The sequence below is a fragment of the Metalysinibacillus jejuensis genome (genome assembly GCF_003057615.1).
Lineage (GTDB): Bacteria > Bacillota > Bacilli > Bacillales_A > Planococcaceae > Metalysinibacillus > Metalysinibacillus jejuensis.
The window spans coordinates 28538-49675 of the sequence record NZ_QAFW01000012.1 but is presented as its reverse complement, the minus strand read 5'-3'; the positions used below and the strand labels follow the sequence as shown (position 1 = coordinate 49675).

Here is a 21138-nt window from a genome sequence, read left to right as displayed (position 1 = left end):
ACTTCACATCACTATTATTCAAAGAATTCGAATTCAAATTCAAGTAAACGAACTGTGTCACCGTGCTCTGCACCGCGTTCACGAAGCGCTTCGTCTACTCCCATACCACGCAATTGTCTTGCAAAACGTCGTACCCCATCTTCACGACTGAAATCTGTCATTTTAAACAAGCGTTCAATGGTATAGCCGCTTAATACAAAGGCACCGTCATCATCACGTGTGATGACAAAGTCTTCTGATGTATTTTCATGTTTATACATTACAGTAGCTTCTGACGCTTCCTCTTCTGTATGAAGCGTAAATTCAGGCGTTACTTCTAATAAATCTGCTACCGCAAATAGCAATTCTTTTAAGCCTTGACGAGAAACTGCTGAAATTGGGAATACGTTAACGTCTTCGCCAACTTTTTCACGGAAAGCCTTTAGATTTTCTTCAGCATCTGGCATATCCATTTTATTTGCTACAATAAGTTGTGGGCGTTCCATTAAACGTAAATTATACTGCTCTAACTCATTATTAATGGTGGTATAATCCTCATACGGATCGCGACCTTCCATACCTGACATATCAATCATATGCACGATAACGCGCGTACGCTCAATATGACGTAGGAATTGGTGACCTAGCCCTACACCTTCGTGAGCACCTTCAATTAGTCCTGGTAAGTCAGCCATCGCAAAGCTACGGCCATCTTCTGTTTCTACCATACCAAGGTTTGGTACAATCGTCGTAAAGTGATACGCACCGATTTTAGGTTTAGCTGCAGAAACTACAGATAGTAATGTTGATTTACCCACACTTGGGAAACCTACTAAACCAACGTCTGCAAGTACTTTAAGTTCTAAAATAACATTTAACTCTTGACCAGGCTCACCTTTTTCGGCAAGCTCTGGCGCTGGGTTTGCTGGCGTCGCAAAACGACAGTTACCACGGCCACCGCGCCCTGCACGAGCAATCACTGCACGTTGACCATGTTCAACAAGGTCAGCTAGTACGACTTCTGTTTCTTCATCAATAACTACCGTACCTGGTGGCACTTTTACGATATAGTCTTCTGCATTTTTACCATGCATTCCTTTACTCATACCGTGCTCACCGCGCTCAGCTTTAAAATGGCGTTTGTAACGGAAATCCATTAACGTACGCAGACCTTCTTCTACTTCAAATACGACGTTACCACCGTGACCGCCATCGCCGCCAGCTGGTCCACCCATTGGTACATATTTCTCGCGACGGAAAGCGACCATACCATCGCCACCGTCACCACCTTTAACAAAAATCTTTACGTGATCGACAAACATTTATTTCACTCCCTGTTTAGCCGTTATACATAAATCTAGCACAGTTGTAGTTGATGCTTTTATGTTAACGGTAAAACGTTCATTTTTTTCAGTTAATTGTATTGGGGTCTGCCACTGTCCTGTTACACGCATTGCCAGCGCCACATGAGCTGGCTCAACGGTGTAATCCAGTGTAATATACTGCTCACAGTAAACATCCACCTGTTTAGCAATAGCTGCTATGCACGCCTCAACGTAAGCGACAACAGCAGACTCTGCTACAGTAGCCGTCCCCGTTACTGTACTTGTTAATGCTACAGCAAATTCATTATAGCGCCAACCTACTGTGAGTAGCCATTCGGCTAGCACTGGTGTACCTGCACGATTTACTGCGGACACGGCCTGCATTTCATTAACAGTCTTTGCAATATAAGCTTGGCACTGCTCCTGCTTACCAAGCTCGTTATACATCATAATCATTTGTAAACGATTTAAAAAATCATGATTCGCTAAACGTAGCGCCTCAGGTACTGTTAGTTTGTTAGGTTTCACTGAGACACTCACTCCTGACATTCGCTATAACAGTTTGCTCTTTATTATAACGCAAAACTTTAAAAAATTCATGCGCTAACACATATTGGGGATGTCTAACGAATAAACGAAAAAAAGCGACCAATCACTAGGTCCCCTTAAAGTATGCCTATCACTTACACGTTAGACACCCTCATAATTAATCATCCAAAAAAGCATGTCCAATAGCCCTAATGACTTTTGGACATGCTTTACTATAAAGTATTAAGCTTCCGCTGGGTATACTGATACTTTTTTCTTGTCGCGTCCAAGACGTTCGAATTTAACAACGCCGTCTACTTTAGCGAATAAAGTATCATCGCCACCGCGACCTACGTTAGTACCTGGGTAAATTTTTGTACCGCGTTGACGGTAAAGAATTGAACCACCAGTTACGAACTGACCATCAGCACGTTTCGCACCAAGACGTTTTGACTCAGAGTCACGACCGTTCTTAGTAGAACCTACCCCTTTTTTAGAAGCGAAGAATTGAAGATCTAATGTTAATAACATGCTCATTCCACCTCCTACTGTTCGTAAGATATTTGAATATATTGCCCATAACTTTCTACCATGGTGTAAAACTGTGCTGTCATCGTTTGGACAATAAGTTGTAATTTAGCATCGATTTCTTTATCAAGATCTTGAGGAAGCGTTACTTTTAAGTAGCCACCTTCTCCTGCTTGTTCGATGTCTGGTTTGATTTGTAGTAAGGCGAAAATGGCATTTACAGCACCGAAACCGATAGCTGAAGCGCCGGCACATACTAAATCTTTACCTGGCTCATCGTATTCTGCATGACCTGACATTTCAAACGCATGCACGTGTCTATTTTCATCATGAAAAATCTTAACGGTAATCATACCGTATCACCTCAAATTAAGCGTTGATTGCTTCAACTACTAATTTCGTATATGGTTGACGGTGACCTTGTTTACGACGGTAGTTTTTCTTCGCTTTCATTTTGAAAACAGTGATTTTTTTAGCGCGGCCTTCTTTAACAGCTTTAGCTGTTACAGTAGCACCTTCCACGAATGGAGCACCAACTTTCACGTTTTCGCCACCTACGAATAAAACTTTATCAAAAGTAACCACTTCGTCAGCTTCAACACCTAGTTTTTCAACATAGATTTCTTGGCCAGCTTCTACTTTGATTTGTTTACCACCAGTTTCGATAATTGCGTACATTTCCCAATGCACCTCCTTAGACTCAGACTCGCCTGCTTCAAGGTGACTTGCGTACTTAAACCTTGTCAGTGCGGTTGCAGTAGCACGGGTGCTACAAACAATAACAGTAAAATATTATCATGCGCTGTATAATAAGTCAAACGTTACTTTATAAAGAGTGAAAACATTTTAGAGAAAAAGCCTTTTCTGTTTTCAGTGATCGTTTGTAGCGGCACACTTTCCCCTAAAATACGGCGCGCTATATTGCGATAAGCAAGCGCTGCTTTATTAGAAGGGTCCATCACAACTGGCTCACCTTTATTAGAAGAAGCGATTACTTCTTCATCATCGATAATAATACCTAATAAATCAATCGCTAAATGCGCTGTAATTTCACTGACATCTAGCGTATCGCCTGACTCAATTAAATGTTGGCACACGCGATTAATAACAAGGCGCGGTGCCGCAATTTGCGTTTCTTGTTCAAGCAATCCGATAATACGATCCGCATCACGCACGGCAGAGATTTCTGGCGTTACAACGACAATAGCTTGATCGGCACCCGCTACCGCATTACGAAAGCCCTGCTCAATACCAGCAGGACAATCAATTAACACAAAATCATATTGTGTTTTTAACTCGCCAATTAGCGCTTTCATTTGCTCAGCTGTCACTGCCGTTTTATCTGTCGTTTGTGCAGCCGGCAATAAATATAATTTATCATCTACACGCTTATCTTTAACGAGCGCTTGATGAATTTTACAACGCCCTTCTACCACATCAACTAAATCATAAATAATACGATTTTCTAACCCTAATACTACGTCTAAATTACGCAAGCCTATATCTGTATCTACAAGGCATACCGTTTTTCCTTGCAATGCCAATGCAGTACCGAGATTAGCTGTAGTTGTTGTTTTACCAACACCGCCTTTTCCCGAAGTAATTACAATTGCTTCACCCACATTAGCTTCCTCCTTTAGCAGTCATGAAAAACGACGGCATATTTCTTATTTCATGCACAGATCGGTAGTCAATATCTCCTTGCTGATTAATATGTGCGCACAGTAACTCATTATTATTTTGCAAGGCTTCACATTCATTTGACATCGTCTGTATGACATCAGCAATCATAATATGTGTCGCTTCAAAAAATGATGCCGCTACGACTGCTTTACGATTGCCTTCTACACCTGCATGCGCAATTCCTTTTAAGCGACCTAATATATAAATATTACCCTCAGCTTCTACACGACCATTTTGATTGACGTTGCCAATAATTACAATGTCTCCTGGCACACGTAAAACTTGTCCCGAACGAACCATACCAACATATAACTCATTTTTATGGCGAGCGACTTGGCGATTTCGTTCTTCTACTGTAATCACATCACTACTCACCTTAGAGACGATTAATTTATTCGTCTGTTCTAGGGCGCGTGTTAATTGTTGAATTTGTTCACTCGTACAATAACGGTATCCTAAATGAAGTTGAACATAAATATGGCGATCTGTTGTATAGTTATTTGCTAGCTGTTCTAATTCAGCTAGTAAATCGCTAAACGCACCTTGTTCGTCTAACTTTACAATAAACCCTTCTTTTGTACCTTTCATCTGAACTAACGGTTGTTTCATACAACTTTTCACCTCGATTTCACTTCATTTGATTATACCGTATTCATCTCGTTACGTACCAATTTTGCATTAATTAAGTAAACAAAAATAATAGCTGTTAAAATTATAAATAAAAAATTCATAGCAAGCGTTGGTAATAAACGTTCCTGTACGAATAATTGCCAAGGCATATCTGTAATAGAAATAAAGCTATAAAACCCGTAAATGGCTGTTTCTAACAAAGTAACAATAACGAGTGCTATCGTAGCTGTCACCATCATATTCGGTTTAATATACCCCATAATTGTGCTAGCTAAAAAGATAGCCCCCGGGTATAAAAAGGCATATAGTCCGATAACATCTACATAGAAAATATCGTATAAAATACCAAAAAACAAGCCGATATACATCGCTCGCTTTTTGGATTGATACGTCGCTAAAAAGATTAAAAAGACGACTAAAAATCGTGGAACAAAATAATAAAGTGTTTGGTCAAACGTCAGTGGTGATAAAAAAGCAAAGTTAGGCTCTATTAAAAATAACAACAATGCTACGGCTACTACCGCTATACGCTGAATCACTGCGCTTCACCTTCCGCCTCTTCAGGATGGGTTAAGTCATTCATTGAACCATCGCCATCCGACCCGTTGATTTGTGTCATTTTACGCTTAGCAATCACTACTTGATCAAGCAAAGCAAAATTTGCTGCAGGCTTTACGTACGCCATTTGCGTTAAACCGTAATCGTCTGTGCCGATTTCCGTAATTTCGCCAATTAATAAACCTTGGGGGAAAATCCCACCTAAACCTGACGATACTACCTTTTGCCCGGGTTCTACTTTAAAGCTTGAATCAATGCGTTTCATTAACATTTCACTTCGTTCAGCATCAAAGCCTTCAATAAGACCAAAAACATCCTTATCTCCTTTTGCTTTCGCTGAAATACGATAATTAGGATTGTTAGAAAACAACAGCTCAATCTCTGCAGTGCTCGGGGTGACGACTACTACTTTACCGATTAAACCATCTGCCGTCATCACAGCCATATTTTTTTCTATCCCTTGACGAGCGCCTTTATTGACAATAATTTTCTCTTCCCATTGATCTGGATTACGCGCAATTACCGTGGCATATACCGGATCATACTGCAATAAACTTTCCTCTTTATCAATAAGTGCTGCAAGTCTTTCATTTTCCATTTTAACTTCGTCTAGCTGAACACGTACAAGAGCAAAGTCATCCAGCTGTGCTTTTAAACGTTTATTTTCTTCATACGTACTTAACAGTGCGTCAATATCGTCTAAAATGCCACTAATAAAGTTAGCTGGCTTTGCCATAATCCCTTGCCCGAAGCCCACCGTATCTTTCACAGCGCCCTCAGCAAAAGATGGATTGGTACGATTGCTAAGTGTATAGCTAATAATAGCGACAAGGAAAATGATGCCTACTAATAACACAATAAGTTTTTTATTAGCAAAAAACTGTGGCATCTGTAAACCCCTCTCTCACAATTACAGTTGTTGTTGACGAATAATATCGATATGATCTAACGCTTTACCCGTACCAATTGCTACGCAGTCGAGTGGATCTTCCGCAATAAATACAGGCATATTTGTTTCGTCGCTCAATACTTTATCTAAGTTTTTAAGCAGTGCACCACCGCCTGTTAAAACGATACCGCGCTCCATAACATCTGCTGATAGCTCTGGTGGCGTATGTTCTAATGTGCGTTTTACGCCGTCAACAATCGCTGTCACTGATTCGCGTAATGATTCTGACACTTCTTCGCTCGAAACTTCCAATGTTTTTGGTAAACCTGTTACGAGGTCACGTCCACGAATTTCCATTTTTTCGTTATCATCAGCTAATGCTGAACCAATTTCCATTTTAATCGCTTCAGCTGTACGTTCACCGATTGTTAAGTTATACGTTTTACGGATATAAGCAATAATCGCGTGGTCCATTGCGTCGCCACCTACACGTACTGATTCACTCGTTACGATACCGCCAAGTGAAATTACAGCCACTTCTGTCGTACCACCGCCGATATCAACTACCATTGAGCCTGTTGGGTCCCATACAGGTAAGTTTGCACCGATTGCTGCTGCAAATGGCTCTTCAATTGTGAAAGCCTCACGTGCACCTGCTTGACGAGATGCATCAATTACTGCGCGTTGCTCTACAGAAGTAATACCAAAAGGTACACAAATCATAACGTTTGGTTTTTTCCAATTACCGCCTGAATTTTTTGATGCTTCTTTTAAATAATATTCAATCATCGCTGTTGTAATATCGAAATCCGCAATTACACCGTCTTTCATCGGACGAATTGCTACGATTGATCCTGGTGTACGACCGATCATATTTTTAGCATCATTACCTACTGCAACGATGTCACCTGTTTTTGTATTGCGTGCTACTACTGAAGGTTCGCGTAAAACGATACCTTTTCCTTTAATAAAAACTAATGTATTTGCTGTGCCGAGGTCAATGCCGACATCTTTACTTCCGAATCCGAACAAATTGAGTACTCCCTTTCTTTAACGAAACATAGTTAGTTGATTGTAATTATGAAAACTACCACTTATTATAACGGAAAAATACATAAATTTATAGTGCCATCTCTCCCCTTTCTGTACGTTGGTCAATTAATTTTACAATCCCATGTTCATAGGAACGTTTTTACTGCTATTTAGTTGCACAAAAAAGCACGAGATTTCTCTCGCGCTTAAGTAATATATCCCTTTTCTTTTAAGCTGACATAATTGTGATTCCCAATAATGAATAGCGATAGGTAAGGATGACGCTCGTCTTTCCACGGTCGCGCTTCCTTTTCCCCCGCTTCACACCGTACGTGAGACTTTCACCTCATACGGCGTTCCATCAGCGCACTTAGCGTTGACTATGCCCCTTCGCTCCATTTCCATTACAGAAATCTCAACGCTACTACGGGCTGCTGCCCCTTAAATACAATTGGCATTTCCTCCAATTTCGATACATCTATGTTAACGCATATTGCCATTATCGTTTAAGGTTCCACTGTTCCTTACGCGTTAGCTTTCCTTTTTACCTTAGCTGCCCTCTTTAACCCGTTAATGATTTTTTTGTCCACTGTTGGCCGGACGCAAAATACTACCGTTTATTTAGTAGTACGCGCAAACGCTATCACAAAAACGCGGCTCGTCATTAAATTTATACGTCACTTCTTATTTGTCACGTTTGGTCTATCGAGCTGTACTTACGAGGGTTCCTGTCGTCAGCCTAGTAAAATTATAGCCCCCCGCTTACTTCGCTAACCGCTTCACAGGTCTGCTTTTTTGCGTCTTCACCGAGCTTCATACAGCCGTGTCGTTAACCGCGGCTACATGTCGGAGGATTAGGGCACTATGACCAACATTTCATAGTGAGTTGGTGCTTCCCCAACTTTTCACACGTAAAGTTCAAAGCGAAATACTTTGCCTAGTTTTATTGACTGTCTCTAGTCAGATTGTCTAGGAACAGTGCGCACTGTGATCGACCAATTCAATACCAATAATAAGCCCTGCTTCTTGTAAGCGCTTTGTCACTTCAATGTCTTCAGGACTCGGTTGTGGGTTTCCACTTGATAGCAATAGGTAAGGCCTCGTTACCTCCGCCTTTTCCCCTGCTCCACACCGTGCATGCGACTTTCACCGCACACGGCGTTCCATCGTTATTATAACGACTTGAGGCTGTTGCTCCGTTCCCATTACAGGAAGTTCTCAGCTCGTGCCTCTGCTCTCACTACTGTTAAAGGAAGTTATAACGCATCGTTTTTCCTTCCTACCTCATCGTCAGTAGCTTTCCACGTTCACTTTATGCTATCACTACTTAACATAGGTGCTAACTCTTACCCCGTGTTTACCCATCGCCTGTAACGATGCATGGTGCTTTCATCACCACCCGAATTACTTGCCCACAAACACGTAATTTGTCACTTTAGGTCTTCATCATTAGTTTGCTTACGCTCACCTTATTAAGCTTTTACGACTCCCGGCTTATTTACTTTCGTATTCAGCCGACTTCACCGAGCTTTATACGCCAAAGCGCATATCGGAGGATTAGAGTAAGTGCTTCAAGGCGTTACCCTCTCATTTCACCTATCGCATAAAGCGTTCACGAATAGTGCGCAATCTTTTCAATTACGAACGTGTCGCACGATGGTTGTGACATACAATAATACTCGCTGCTGATCGTTTAACAGCTTCTCGAAAGTAGGGTAAGCAAGCGCTCCCCGCCAAACCGTACGTACACCTCTCAGCGTATACGGCTTTCCATTTACTTTAATCTAACGCTTAGGGCGCATAAAACAAATTTGCCCTGTTGCTTCTTCCACACAAAATATACCGTGCTTATTGTATTTCCGCATTATTTTTCTAACGCTCGTTTTATATTTATTAGCAAACGTTTTTACCATGCTGTACTTCATAATCGATATAAAGGTATGCATTAATTGGCGATTGCTAGCTAGCTGATAATGCTGACAAAAACGAAGGACATCTCTATGATATTTCCGTACAATAACACCATCTGGCAGGTGTACTAAAGCGGGGCGATGGAGAGGATAATAGTGTTGATTTCGAGTGATTTTCATCGCTTTCAATCGAAGGAGTTGTTGTTCAACTAATGCGCGAGGAATAAATAAACGCAGTGTATTTGTTTTTGCTACTGTACGTAATTCATAGTCGAGAAATTGCACACCTCGCCGACTGCTTACTAATGTGAGTGAGCGTTGAAGACGAAGCGTTATGTCGTTTTCAATGTGATTTTGTAGTTGTTTGAGTAAAGCGAGCGCCTGCTTTTTGTTGCCATTCATTCCGATAAGAAGATGTGTACCAAAACGCACATACTGCTTATGGTATTGCATATTATGATCGACTTCGCTCCAATAAATATTTAGCAATAACTGATTAAGTGTTTGACTAACCTTTCCAACAGGTGCCATGCGATAGAATAGCTCGATTAAATGAAGCAAGCGTTCATCTTGAATTTTTTGTCGCAAGCGTTGTATAAGTTGCTTCGTTTGTGGTGTAGTAACATCACTTGGCGCAATTACAACCAACCATTTTGTTGACGAAAAAGTAATCGCTACCTTTGCAAGCACCGCTTGCCGCTGCGTAAAACACCCTTTCAATGCTGGCATATAAATACACGAAAGTAAACGTCGCACAACTTCTTGTAACAAGGCAATTTCTATAGCTTGTATACTGCTAGGCTGCACGCATCCTTGTTTTAATTGCTTAATCATCGTAGCAACACGCATTGCGATGTCACTTGGCATAGGCTTGTTAAATAACAATGTATACGCTTCATCATAAAATAATTCATTGTATAAATTGCGGTATAGGCGTTTAAATTGATAGTGTGGGATAGACGCATTTTGCATTAGACGATTTACTACTACATGTGGAATTCGAATAGAGCCTCCGCTCCTTCCTCAGTAAGTAACAAAGTTGTAAACTGCTCTCCTTCGCCCTGTACTAGGCTTTCCCTAGCTCTGACTACTACGAGAGCTCCGTTACCTTAGCATAAAGCCTTAGGCAATCCCCATTTAGTTAACAAAAGACTTTAGTAGATGATAGCGGATATGACGTTCGTTCTTCTATCTTTTTTGGTGAAATAAGATCACTGCCGACCGTCGAGCTTTTTAACGCTCGGCTTCATTTCATATAGTGTACTTCCTTGACCTTCACTATAGGCCCCGTCGTCCCCATTGAACTGTCATTCAAGCAGTTTAGCCTTTATCCTTATTCATCCATCTCACCTTGCTACTTCAGTCGCACTGTGGTCATTCCAGTGACTTAGCGCTTTTCCAACAGGCTACACTCCCTAATTAGTTTCCCTTTTAGATAAGTTGGATGGTGATAGGTAATTGTGATCTCTCCCTACTGCTAGTACAAGCAGATTCTTTTGTTCCCTTATGGGCGCACAAGCTCGCGTGGATGAACGATACTCGAGTTTAAACTACCGACAAACACGGTTTTTTGATAAATAATTTGGTTTTTCACATTCAAAAAAAGTGCAACGAAATGTTCTTGCAATAACCCTGTCATTTCAGCCATAACATAAGCCGCTGCATCAGCAGGTGAGCGAATGGTATAGCTTTCCACATGGGGTTTTTGTGCCAAGCGGCGTCCTAGCTCTACTACCGCTAGCAGTTGTAATGCCTTAACATTGCTAACGCCTGGCACCGCTTTTAACTCTTCTAACGTTACATGCCTTAACGCCTGCAAATGTTCTACTTGTTGCAAAACTTCCGTTGCCACTTCCACTGCTGATAACGCTCTAGTACCTGTGCGCAAAATAATAGCGAGCAGTTCGGCATTGGTTAACCGCTCAGCACCTTGACGAATTAAACGCTGATCGGGCGTTGCTGTTTCTCCAATTTCTTTCACTAACAACATGTCCATAAAAAACACCTCCTTTCCTAGTAGCATAATGGAAAGAAGGTGTTTTGAAAATTGTCGGTCACCTCGTGAAAATTTCATTTTCCTAAGGTTTTTAACCGCAAATTTATATTTTACTGCGCATCTGTTTGGCAAAGTATAATTTCGCGTAATTGGGCGAGTAAATACAACGACCCTGTTACAACGGTTATACCATCGCGTTTTGCCATTATAGTATCACGAATTGCCGTTGTTTCTTGCTTCACTTTTGCACGGCTCATCTGCAGCACGTCTTGAGCAGTAGCCGCTCGCTCATTAGCAAAAGATACAAAGTAAAATGTATCGCTCACTTGCTCTAATACACGCAACACATCCGCAATGGCCTTGTCTTTTAAAATGCCGACGACAAACGTCACCTTTGTTGCGGGGTAATAAGTTTGTAACGTCGTAACTAATTCCCTTGCACTCGCTTCATTATGAGCACCGTCAAAAAAAACATTCGGTACAATTTCTTCGAAGCGAGCAGGAAGTGTCGTGTTCGCAATCGCTTGTTTCGCTCGTTCAGCTTGTAGCGGTATACCTAGCTGTAAAAAAGCTGTTAAGGCGAGTGCCATATTATCTGCTTGGTGTGTACCTTTAAGCTGACGCGTTAGATTTGTTAATGTAGTCGTTTTAAATTTGTAACTTGCCGCTGTGACAAAGATTTGTTCTCCGATTTGGTAATAAGGTACATCTTGTGCAAGTGCTCGTAGTACAACATGCGCTTCTTCAGGCACACGCCCTACAACGACGGGTGCTTGCTTAATGATACCGCCTTTATGATAGGCTATGCTCGCTAATGTATTACCTAAAAACTGCGTATGCTCAAGAGCTATACTCGTAATAATAGAAACGACGGGTAATACAACATTCGTCGCATCTTCTAAGCCACCTAAGCCTGCTTCTACAATCGCTACATCTACTTTTTGCGCTACAAAATACAATAGCGCAACGACTGTGAGTAGCTCAAATTCTGTGAGCTGATTGGAGAATGGCTTTAGCTGTATAAAAATTTCATCCATCGCTTCTCGTGTAATCGCTTGACCATCGCACTGAATTTGGTCATGTACATCTACAATCGCAGGAGACATAAACACCCCTGTTTTTAACTGGTGGGCACGGCATAATGCACTCGTGTATGCCACTGTTGTTCCTTTACCATTCGTGCCTGCAACATGAATCACACGCAATTGATGATGCGGGTTCCCTAACGCTGCTAACACCGTTTTTATCGCTTCTAATCCAGGTTCAATAATCGGTTTACTAAAAACCTTATGGCGTTGTTGATAATCATCAAAACCTGTAATCATTTACGTCCACCTACTCGGTTTAGCATAAACTTACGTACTTCCGCCACAAAATAAAGCGAGCCTGTTACGACGAGTAAGCGACCTGGCGTATGATTTGTAATAACATCTTGCCAACGAGGTACTAGCATTTTTTTAGGATGTTTCGCTATTTCATAAAGGGAAAGCATTGGCACAGCATTTGGCATTGCCATTTGTGTAAACATCATCGATTTCGCACGCTCTTCTATTAAGGCAATTGCTGTTGTATAATCTTTATCTTGCAATGAAGCGTAAAGAACATCAAACGGTGTATCAGGGTAAACGCTAGCTAACGTGTCTAAAAGTGACGTAACTCCCTCTACATTATGAGCCCCATCTAAAACGATATCATCGACAACTTCAAAACGACCTGCCCAGTTGACATGCGTTAAAGCAAATTTCGCAATGCTTTCTTTAAATACAAAGTGTAGCTCCTCTGTCAGACAACGCATAGCTGTTAACGCGACGGCTGCATTATACGCTTGGTGAGTACCTTGCATCGTTAATTCTAAACCGCTCCACGTAATGCCTTTAGCCACATAATCAAAACGCTGTGCAGTTTCGTACTGCACGATAGCTTTCGCATCAAAGTTTGCATAAAGCGCATAGCATGGTGCTGCATTTTCGTGAGCCACTTGTTGAATTACTGCTAATGCTTCTTTATTTTGAACACCTGTCACCACGGGAACGCCAGGCTTAATAATACCTGCTTTTTCTTTAGCAATTAACGCGTATGTGTCCCCTAAAAGCTCGGTATGCTCTAAGGAAATGGTTGTAATAATAGCGACTAAAGGCGTGATAACATTCGTCGCATCTAAACGCCCTCCAAGACCTGTCTCTAATAGGACAATTGCTGGTTTCATCTCAGCGAAATGCATGAAAGCAATGATCGTAACGACTTCAAAAAAATTAGGATACGCACCGTTAAAGTGTGTTTGAATAATTTCATCTAACCTATTCATATGACGTAAAAAAGCTTCATCCGTAATCTCCATACCATCAACGACAATACGTTCATTAACACGCGTTAAATGAGGTGAGGTAAAGACACCTACGCGCAAACCGCTCGCTTCACATAATGCGCGTAACATCGCAATGGTTGAGCCCTTACCGTTAGAACCTGCAACATGCACAAATTGCAATGTTGCTTCAGGGTTACCTAGCAATTGCAAAATGCGACGCAACTGCTCATGCGGTCTTGCATCTTTTACTTTACGCAAACTGAAAATTTTTTCTGTACATTGCTCCATCGTTCTAAACATACGCTACCTCCAAAATAGCAAACGGTGAGCATTACGCTCACCGCTTAACTTACATTGTTTTTAATTCTGCTAAACGTTTTTCAACAAGTGCGTGTTTTTCCTCATAGTCTACAAGTTTAGCACGCTCTGCTGCTACTAATTGCTCTGGCGCTTTCGCCACAAAGCGTTCGTTCGACAATTTACCTGTTACAAGTTTAACTTCTTTTGCCCATTTTTCAAGCTCTTTTTCAAGACGAGCAATTTCCTCGTCTACATTAATTAAGCCAACAAGTGGCATAAACAGTTCTGCGCCTGATACAACAGCTGTCATCGCTTGACTTGGCGCTTCTAAGTTTTCGCCAATTGTTAGTGTTTCAGGATTACAGAATTTTTCTAAATACATGGCATTACGCTCAAGCATCGCCTTGGCATCTGCTTCTTTTACCGAAATAAATAGCGGCACTTTTTTGCTCATTGGTGTATTTACTTCTGCACGGATATTACGTACAGCACGAATAATTTCTGTTAACATCTTCATATCCTCTGCATCCTGTGCAAAGTTAAAGTCTTCATTTACAGTTGGCCAAGCTGCCACTACGATTGATTCACCTTCATGTGGTAAGTGTTGCCAAATTTCTTCTGTAATAAATGGCATGAATGGGTGTAACAAACGCATCGTTTGATCAAGCACATGTGCAAGTACTGAACGCGTTGTTTTCTTCGCCGCTTCGTCCTCACCATACAATGGAAGTTTTGCCATTTCGATATACCATGAACAGAAGTCATCCCAAATGAAGTTATATAGCTCGCGTCCTACCTCACCAAACTCATAACGGTCAGCTAGACTTGTTACGCGCTCAATTGTTTCATTAAGGCGTGTTAAAATCCATTTGTCAGCTACTGATTTTTCGCCTGTTAAATCAATTTCTTCGTACGTTAGCCCGTCCATATTCATTAAAGCAAAGCGGCTTGCGTTCCAAATTTTATTCGCAAAGTTCCAAGTTGCTTCAACTTTCTCTGTCATATAACGTAAATCTTGACCTGGAGAAGAACCTGTTGCTAGGAAGTAGCGTAATGAGTCAGCACCATACTCGGCGATAACGTCCATTGGGTCAACACCATTACCAAGTGATTTACTCATTTTACGTCCCTCTGCATCACGCACAAGACCATGGATTAATACATCTTCAAATGGGCGCTCATTTGTAAAGTGTAATGATTGGAAAATCATACGTGATACCCAGAAGAAAATAATATCATAACCCGTTACTAATGTGCTGTTAGGGAAGTAGCGCTTAAAGTCTTCACTCTCCTCATTTGGCCAGCCCATTGTAGAAAACGGCCATAATGCACTTGAGAACCATGTATCTAATACATCCTCATCTTGCTCCCAGTTTTCTGCATCTTTCGGTGCTTCTGTACCTACATAAAGCTCGCCTGTTTCTTTGTGATACCAAGCTGGGATACGGTGACCCCACCATAATTGACGAGAAATACACCAGTCATGAACATTTTCCATCCAACGTGTAAATGTATTTTCAAAACGGTTTGGTACAAAGTTTACTTTTGACGCATCATTTTGTTGATTTTGTAGTGAAGCATCCGCAAGTGGTTGCATTTTAACGAACCATTGTTTTGATAAGTAAGGTTCAACTACTGCGCCTGAACGCTCTGAATGACCTACTTGGTGAACATGCGGTACAATTTTAATTAATACGCCTTGCTCTTGTAAATCTTTAACGATTTGCTTGCGGCATTCAAAGCGGTCCATACCCGCATAAGGGCCTGCTAGGTCGTTCATTGTACCGTCTTCATTCATTACGATGATGCGCTCAAGGTCGTGACGATTACCTACTTCATAGTCATTCGGGTCATGGGCTGGTGTCATTTTTACAACGCCTGTACCAAATTCCATATCTACATAATCATCCGCTACGATTGGCATTTCACGTCCGATAATTGGTAGGATTACTTTTTTACCTACAAGGTGTTTAAAACGCTCATCTTCAGGGTGCACCGCAACGCCTGAGTCACCTAGCATTGTTTCAGGACGTGTTGTTGCTACTTCTAATGTGCCTGAGCCATCTGCTAATGGATAAAGCATGTGGTAAAATGCGCCTTCTACCTCTTCATGAATGACTTCGATATCCGATAGCGCTGTCTTTGCTGCTGGGTCCCAGTTAATAATGCGCTCACCTTGATAGATTAAGCCCTCATTATATAATTTAACGAACACTTCATTTACCGCATCTGATAAACCTTCGTCTAATGTAAAACGCTCACGTGAGTAATCTAAGCCAAGACCAAGTTTACCCCATTGCTCGCGAATATGACCTGCATATTCTTCTTTCCAGTTCATTGTTTCTTCAAGGAATTTTTCACGGCCAAGGTCATAACGTGTTACACCCTCTTCGCGTAACTTTGCCTCTACCTTTGCTTGCGTTGCAATACCTGCATGGTCCATACCTGGTAGCCATAGTGCATCATAGCCTTGCATACGCTTCATACGAATTAAAATATCTTGCAGTGTTGTGTCCCAAGCATGACCAATGTGTAACTTACCTGTTACGTTTGGCGGTGGGATTACGATGGAGTACGGCTCTTTGCCGCTTTCTGGTTGCGCCTCAAAAAAGCCTCCCTTTACCCACCAATCATAGCGCCCTTCTTCAATTGCCGTTGGTTCATACTTTGTTGGCATATTAATTTCTGTCATCTAAATTCCTCCCTTTTTTACATACAAAAAAACTCCTACGTCACAAAAAGGACGAAGGAGTTTTCGCGGTACCACCTTTATTCCAAGCCGAAGCTTAGCACTCAATACATAACGGCTTAGCTGCCGACATTTGCTACTGTTGTTCACAAATGTTGCTCCAAGGCTACCTTCAAAAGCGCTTTAGTAGAAACTTCTCAGCTACCGTTTCCTCTCTTGCCTACGCGTACTTTTTACTCTTCCTTATCATTGCATCGTTTATTTAACTTTCACATATTGTATCGCTAAGTCGCGATTTGTTCAAGTAGTTTATGCGTTTAATGCTTTAATCGCATTGGCTACACGGTCTGTTAACATTTGCGTTGCTTTTGGTACAACAGGTTTTAAAATAGGATTTAGCACAGCTGATGCTAATCCGCCTGCTTTGACATCTAAAAATCCTGTCATACGCGTGTTCGTATCGTCAATTTTTTCTGCTAGGAAATAACCATTACCTGCAAAATTATCGGTTAAACCTTTTAATTCAAATGTTACTTTATTCGGTGCTTGCCATTCTAAAATATCAATTTGTACTTCAGCAGACTTTTTAATAACGCCTACACTGCCCTCAAAACGCCACGTAGACTGTTTATCGTTTACCATATTATGTGCGCGATAACCTGGTACAAGTTTTGCCCATTTCTCCATATCACTTACATAGTCCCAAACCTTTTCTACTGCTACGGGTACTTCTACAACATGTGTGCCTGTTGCCATGTCTAACCACTACTTTCTATTTATAATGCTCTTATTATAACAGCAAACATTTGTTTTGTACGTGGCAATTTAGCGAAAAACAACAAAAAGAGAGACGATTGCTCGTCTCCTCTCTCTATTATCGTGCAAGTTTTGCAAATACCTTATGGAAGGCATCTACTGTTTGTGCAATATGTGCTTCTGTATGTGCCGTTGATAGGAATAAGCCCTCAAATTGTGATGGTGGTAAGAAGATGCCCTCTTCTGCCATTAATTTAAAGTACTCCGCAAACAATTGTAAATCAGACGTTTTAGCTGTCTCAAAATTAATAACATCTTCATTGGTAAAGAAGAAACCAATCATTGAGCCTGCACGGTTAACGGTATGAGGGATGTTATACTTCGTTGCGGCTGCGCGGAAGCCTTCCTCTAATTGGTCACCTAATTTTTTAAAGTAATCATAGCTCGTAGCATCAAGGCGTACTAATGTTTCGTAGCCTGCTGTCATCGCCAGTGGGTTACCTGATAGTGTACCTGCTTGGTAAATCGGACCTGCTGGTGCTACTTGCTCCATGATTTCCTTCGTACCCGCAAATGCACCTACTGGTAAGCCACCGCCAATTACTTTACCTAAACAAGTCATATCCGGTGCTACGCCAAAGTATTCTTGTGCACAACCATAATCCACACGGAAGCCTGTCATTACTTCGTCAAAAATTAATAGTGAGCCGTTTGCTTTTGTTATTTCACGTAAACCTTCAAGGAAACCTGGTTGTGGTGGTACAACACCCATATTACCTGCCACTGGCTCAACAATAACAGCTGCAATATCGTCGCCATGCACGCTAAATACTTCTTTTACTGCCGCTAAGTCATTATAGGCTACTGTCACAGTATTTTTAGCGATGTCTTTTGGTACACCAGGGCTATCTGGTAAACCAAGTGTTGCAACGCCTGACCCTGCTTTAATTAATAATGAGTCCCCGTGACCATGGTAAGAACCTTCAAATTTTAAAATTTTATCACGCTTTGTGACACCGCGTGCAACACGTAATGCTGACATTGTCGCTTCTGTACCTGATGATACAAAACGAATCATTTCCATTGCTGGTAGACGGTCAAGCACAAGTTTAGCTAATTTATTTTCTGATAAGGTTGGTGCACCAAATGAAGAACCTGTTGCCGCTGTTTCGCCAATAGCACGCACAACATCAGGTTGTGTGTGACCTAAAATTAGCGGGCCCCATGATAATACGTAGTCAATATAATCATTACCATCAATATCTGTAATAACCGCACCTTTACCACTTGCCATAAAGATTGGATCCATGTTTACTGATTTGAAGGCACGCACTGGGCTGTTTACGCCACCTGGCATAAGGTCTACTGCTTCAGTGTATGCTTTTTTTGATAACTCATAAGAACGTGTCATTTATTTCTCCTCCAACCATTTTGCTGCATCTTTTGCATGATACGTAATAATTAAATCTGCACCTGCACGTTTAAAGCCAAGTAGTGTTTCGAGTACAACTGCACGCTCATCAATCCAACCATTTAAAGCGGCTGCTTTTACCATTGCGTACTCACCCGATACATTATAAGCCACTACAGGTAACACAAAGTTATTTTTCACATCACGAACAATATCTAAATACGCAAGACCTGGTTTAACAATTAAAAAATCTGCGCCTTCTTCAACGTCCGACGCTGCCTCACGCACAGCCTCTAAACGATTGGCTGGGTCCATTTGATACGTTTTACGATCACCAAATTGCGGTGCACCATCAGCCGCATCACGGAAAGGACCATAATACGCAGAAGCATATTTTACAGCGTATGACATAATCGGAATATGAGCAAAGCCTGCTTCGTCTAAACCTTCGCGGATAGCAATGACAAAGCCATCCATCATATTAGACGGTGCAATAATATCTGCGCCTGCTTGCGCTTGAGATACCGCTGTTTTAACAAGTAGCGCTAGTGATTCGTCATTTAAAATCGTTTCGCCTTCTACAACACCACAATGACCATGGTCGGTATATTCGCATAGGCATGTATCTGCTACAACGAGCAACTCTGGGTGACGCGCTTTGGCAAAGCGTGTTGCCTCTTGGATAATCCCGTGCTCACAAAATGCGCCTGTACCCTCAGCATCTTTTTCATGCGGTAAACCAAATAAAATAATTGCCGGAATACCTAACGCTACAACTTCATCTAACTCAGCGCCAAAGTTATCCATAGAGTATTGAAATACACCTGGCATTGATGGCACTTCATTTTTAATGTTTTCGCCTTCTGCTACGAAGATCGGGTAAATAAAATCGTCTTTTGATAGGTGTGTTTCACGTACCATTGCACGCATACTTGCATTTTGACGTAATCGTCTATGTCTTTGGAAATTCATTTCTGTTCCTCCAATTGTATAATTTCATCTACTACTGCTTGCATTGTATAAACTTGCGGTTGAATGGCTACCGTCACGTTATGCTGTCGTAAAGCAGCTGCGGTCACATGACCAATAGCAGCTACGCGTACGCTATCCCATCCTACTGTAGGGGCAATATATGTATGAAAAACCTCTACAGCTGAAGGGCTCGCAAATATGACCGTCACATCATTATGTTGAATACATGCCATAAATGGTTCAATATAGGCCGTCTGCACAACAGTCTCATATACGGTCCACTCGTCCACTTTATAAGGTAGGCCTTCTCGTATTGTCGGTTTAGCGTGGCTACCACGAATAAATAAACAACGTGGCTTACCTGTTACGACACTAGGAAACTCCTTAATAAATACGTCTGCACTGTAAATCGTTGGCATAAAGTGGACAGCAATGCCCGCTTCTTCAAGCACTTGCTTAGTTTTCTCACCTACTGCCGCTACTTTAGCCGTTACTTCACCCTTATATTGCGTTAGGAAACCATCTACCGCATTTTGGCTCGTAAAAATGAGCCAATCATACGTAGAAACATCATAGCGACCTTGCTCTGTTGTCACTTGTTGCGTAGTAATTAACGGAAACAAGACGGCCTGCCCACCATGAGCTGTAATTTGATCATGTACCGTCTGCGTTTTTTTAGTACCCGTTAACACAATCGTTTGTCCCTTAAGCACCTTACTCGGCATCGCTCTCGGCCTTCACTTTTTGAATTAAATCATAAGCACCTTGTGCTGTTAACATGCGCGCAACTTCTTTACCAACCGTTTCGGCATCTGTGCCTGTAACCGTTTCTTTGTAAAATTTAGAAGCATCTGGTGCTGCTACCATACCTGTGAATGTAATCTTGCCGTCTTTCGCCTCAGCAAAGCCTGCAATCGGTACTTGACAACCACCATCCATCGCTGCTAAGAAAGTACGCTCAGTTTCTGATTCGATTTTAGTTGCCTCATGTGTAATTTTAGCTAATGCTAAAAGAAGCTCCTCGTCATCCGCACGACATTCGATACCTAACGCACCTTGTGCTACTGCTGGGATATAATCATCAACCGGTAAGAATTCTGTTACGACATCATCGCTCCACCCTAAGCGTTTAAGACCTGCTGCGGCTAAAATAATTGCATCGTACTCTTCTGTTTGTAGCTTATTTAAACGCGTGTCTACATTGCCACGAATCCATTTAATTTCAAGGTCTGGACGCAGCGCTAATAACTGTGCACTACGACGCAATGAGCTTGTACCGACAACTGCACCTTTAGGTAAATCGGCAAACTTAACATGATTTGTTGAAATAAACGCATCTCGCGGATCCTCACGTGGTGGCACACAGCCAATCACTAAGCCCTCTGGTAATACAGATGGCATATCCTTCATTGAGTGCACAGCAAAATCGATTTCCTTATCAAATAAGGCTTGCTCAATTTCTTTAACAAATAAGCCTTTACCGCCAACTTTTGAAAGTTGAACGTCTAAAATTTTATCGCCCTTCGTTACAATTTCCTTAATTTCAAACTCAAACGGTGCACCTGAAGCTTTTAACTCCTCAATAAACCACTTTGTTTGCGTTAATGCTAATTTACTTCGTCTTGAACCTACAATAATTTTTCTCAA

20 protein-coding genes, 1 pseudogene and 2 other annotated features are annotated in these 21138 nt (G+C 41.5%); all 21 genes and pseudogenes read right to left on the bottom strand.

The window, feature by feature from the left end:
• Nucleotides 1-14: 14 nt before the first annotated feature.
• The 21 genes and pseudogenes from obgE to hemC all read right to left on the bottom strand — a co-directional run bounded on the left by obgE (nt 15) and on the right by hemC (nt 21138).
• Nucleotides 15-1301, bottom strand: a complete 1287-nt coding sequence (gene obgE, locus DDE80_RS06060) for a GTPase ObgE (protein WP_108306780.1) — start codon at nt 1299-1301, stop codon at nt 15-17.
• Nucleotides 1302-1832 (bottom strand): Spo0B domain-containing protein, encoded by a 531-nt coding sequence (locus tag DDE80_RS06055; protein WP_161952279.1) that lies wholly within the window; start codon nt 1830-1832, stop codon nt 1302-1304. It abuts the gene before it with no gap.
• A 243-nt stretch (nt 1833-2075) separates the two neighbouring features.
• Nucleotides 2076-2369 carry a 50S ribosomal protein L27 gene (rpmA, locus tag DDE80_RS06050; RefSeq protein ID WP_108306778.1) on the bottom strand — a complete coding sequence of 98 codons (294 nt, stop codon included), beginning with the start codon at nt 2367-2369 and terminating at the stop codon, nt 2076-2078.
• An 8-nt stretch (nt 2370-2377) separates the two neighbouring features.
• On the bottom strand, nt 2378-2713 hold the full coding sequence (locus tag DDE80_RS06045) for a ribosomal-processing cysteine protease Prp (RefSeq protein ID WP_108306777.1): 336 nt from the start codon (nt 2711-2713) through the stop codon (nt 2378-2380).
• A 16-nt stretch (nt 2714-2729) separates the two neighbouring features.
• Nucleotides 2730-3038 (bottom strand): 50S ribosomal protein L21, encoded by a 309-nt coding sequence (rplU, locus tag DDE80_RS06040; RefSeq protein ID WP_108306776.1) that lies wholly within the window; start codon nt 3036-3038, stop codon nt 2730-2732.
• Nucleotides 3039-3052: 14 nt separating this feature from the next.
• Nucleotides 3053-3124, bottom strand: a sequence feature (ribosomal protein L21 leader region).
• Between the two features lie 57 nt (nt 3125-3181).
• Nucleotides 3182-3982 (bottom strand): septum site-determining protein MinD, encoded by an 801-nt coding sequence (gene minD / locus DDE80_RS06035; RefSeq protein ID WP_108306775.1) that lies wholly within the window; start codon nt 3980-3982, stop codon nt 3182-3184.
• Between the two features lies 1 nt (nt 3983).
• The gene (locus tag DDE80_RS06030) at nt 3984-4652 is read right to left on the bottom strand and encodes a septum site-determining protein MinC (protein WP_108306774.1); all 669 of its coding nucleotides are present in this window, start codon (nt 4650-4652) and stop codon (nt 3984-3986) included.
• 32 nt (nt 4653-4684) lie between these two features.
• A complete protein-coding gene (gene mreD, locus DDE80_RS06025; RefSeq protein WP_108306773.1) occupies nt 4685-5212 on the bottom strand; it encodes a rod shape-determining protein MreD in 528 nt (175 codons plus the stop codon).
• On the bottom strand, nt 5209-6120 hold the full coding sequence (gene mreC, locus DDE80_RS06020) for a rod shape-determining protein MreC (RefSeq protein WP_108306772.1): 912 nt from the start codon (nt 6118-6120) through the stop codon (nt 5209-5211). Before mreC ends, mreD begins: the two co-directional genes overlap by 4 nt.
• A 21-nt stretch (nt 6121-6141) precedes the next feature.
• Nucleotides 6142-7152 carry a rod shape-determining protein gene (locus DDE80_RS06015; protein ID WP_108306771.1) on the bottom strand — a complete coding sequence of 337 codons (1011 nt, stop codon included), beginning with the start codon at nt 7150-7152 and terminating at the stop codon, nt 6142-6144.
• Between the two features lie 969 nt (nt 7153-8121).
• Nucleotides 8122-8232, bottom strand: a pseudogene (locus tag DDE80_RS06010) (JAB domain-containing protein); the annotation flags it as partial.
• Between the two features lie 704 nt (nt 8233-8936).
• Nucleotides 8937-10034 (bottom strand): group II intron reverse transcriptase/maturase, encoded by a 1098-nt coding sequence (locus tag DDE80_RS06005; protein ID WP_108306769.1) that lies wholly within the window; start codon nt 10032-10034, stop codon nt 8937-8939.
• A gap of 532 nt (nt 10035-10566) precedes the next feature.
• Nucleotides 10567-11058, bottom strand: coding sequence for a RadC family protein (gene radC, locus DDE80_RS06000; RefSeq protein ID WP_161952278.1), 492 nt, complete (start codon nt 11056-11058; stop codon nt 10567-10569).
• A 110-nt stretch (nt 11059-11168) separates the two neighbouring features.
• The gene (locus DDE80_RS05995; protein ID WP_108306767.1) at nt 11169-12383 is read right to left on the bottom strand and encodes a bifunctional folylpolyglutamate synthase/dihydrofolate synthase; all 1215 of its coding nucleotides are present in this window, start codon (nt 12381-12383) and stop codon (nt 11169-11171) included.
• The gene (locus DDE80_RS05990) at nt 12380-13663 is read right to left on the bottom strand and encodes a bifunctional folylpolyglutamate synthase/dihydrofolate synthase (protein WP_108306766.1); all 1284 of its coding nucleotides are present in this window, start codon (nt 13661-13663) and stop codon (nt 12380-12382) included. Before DDE80_RS05990 ends, DDE80_RS05995 begins: the two co-directional genes overlap by 4 nt.
• A gap of 49 nt (nt 13664-13712) precedes the next feature.
• Entirely contained in the window at nt 13713-16355 is a 2643-nt protein-coding gene (locus DDE80_RS05985; protein WP_108306765.1) for a valine--tRNA ligase, read from the bottom strand.
• Between the two features lie 44 nt (nt 16356-16399).
• Nucleotides 16400-16611 (bottom strand) — a binding site (T-box leader).
• A gap of 50 nt (nt 16612-16661) precedes the next feature.
• A complete protein-coding gene (locus DDE80_RS05980) occupies nt 16662-17108 on the bottom strand; it encodes an SRPBCC family protein (protein ID WP_108306764.1) in 447 nt (148 codons plus the stop codon).
• Between the two features lie 118 nt (nt 17109-17226).
• Nucleotides 17227-18519: a glutamate-1-semialdehyde 2,1-aminomutase gene (gene hemL, locus DDE80_RS05975; RefSeq protein ID WP_108306763.1), complete on the bottom strand. Its 1293-nt coding sequence runs from the start codon at nt 18517-18519 to the stop codon at nt 17227-17229.
• Nucleotides 18520-19491 (bottom strand): porphobilinogen synthase, encoded by a 972-nt coding sequence (hemB, locus tag DDE80_RS05970; RefSeq protein WP_108306762.1) that lies wholly within the window; start codon nt 19489-19491, stop codon nt 18520-18522.
• Nucleotides 19488-20216: a uroporphyrinogen-III synthase gene (locus DDE80_RS05965; RefSeq protein ID WP_108306761.1), complete on the bottom strand. Its 729-nt coding sequence runs from the start codon at nt 20214-20216 to the stop codon at nt 19488-19490. Before DDE80_RS05965 ends, hemB begins: the two co-directional genes overlap by 4 nt.
• Nucleotides 20206-21138: a hydroxymethylbilane synthase gene (hemC, locus tag DDE80_RS05960; RefSeq protein ID WP_108306760.1), complete on the bottom strand. Its 933-nt coding sequence runs from the start codon at nt 21136-21138 to the stop codon at nt 20206-20208. Before hemC ends, DDE80_RS05965 begins: the two co-directional genes overlap by 11 nt.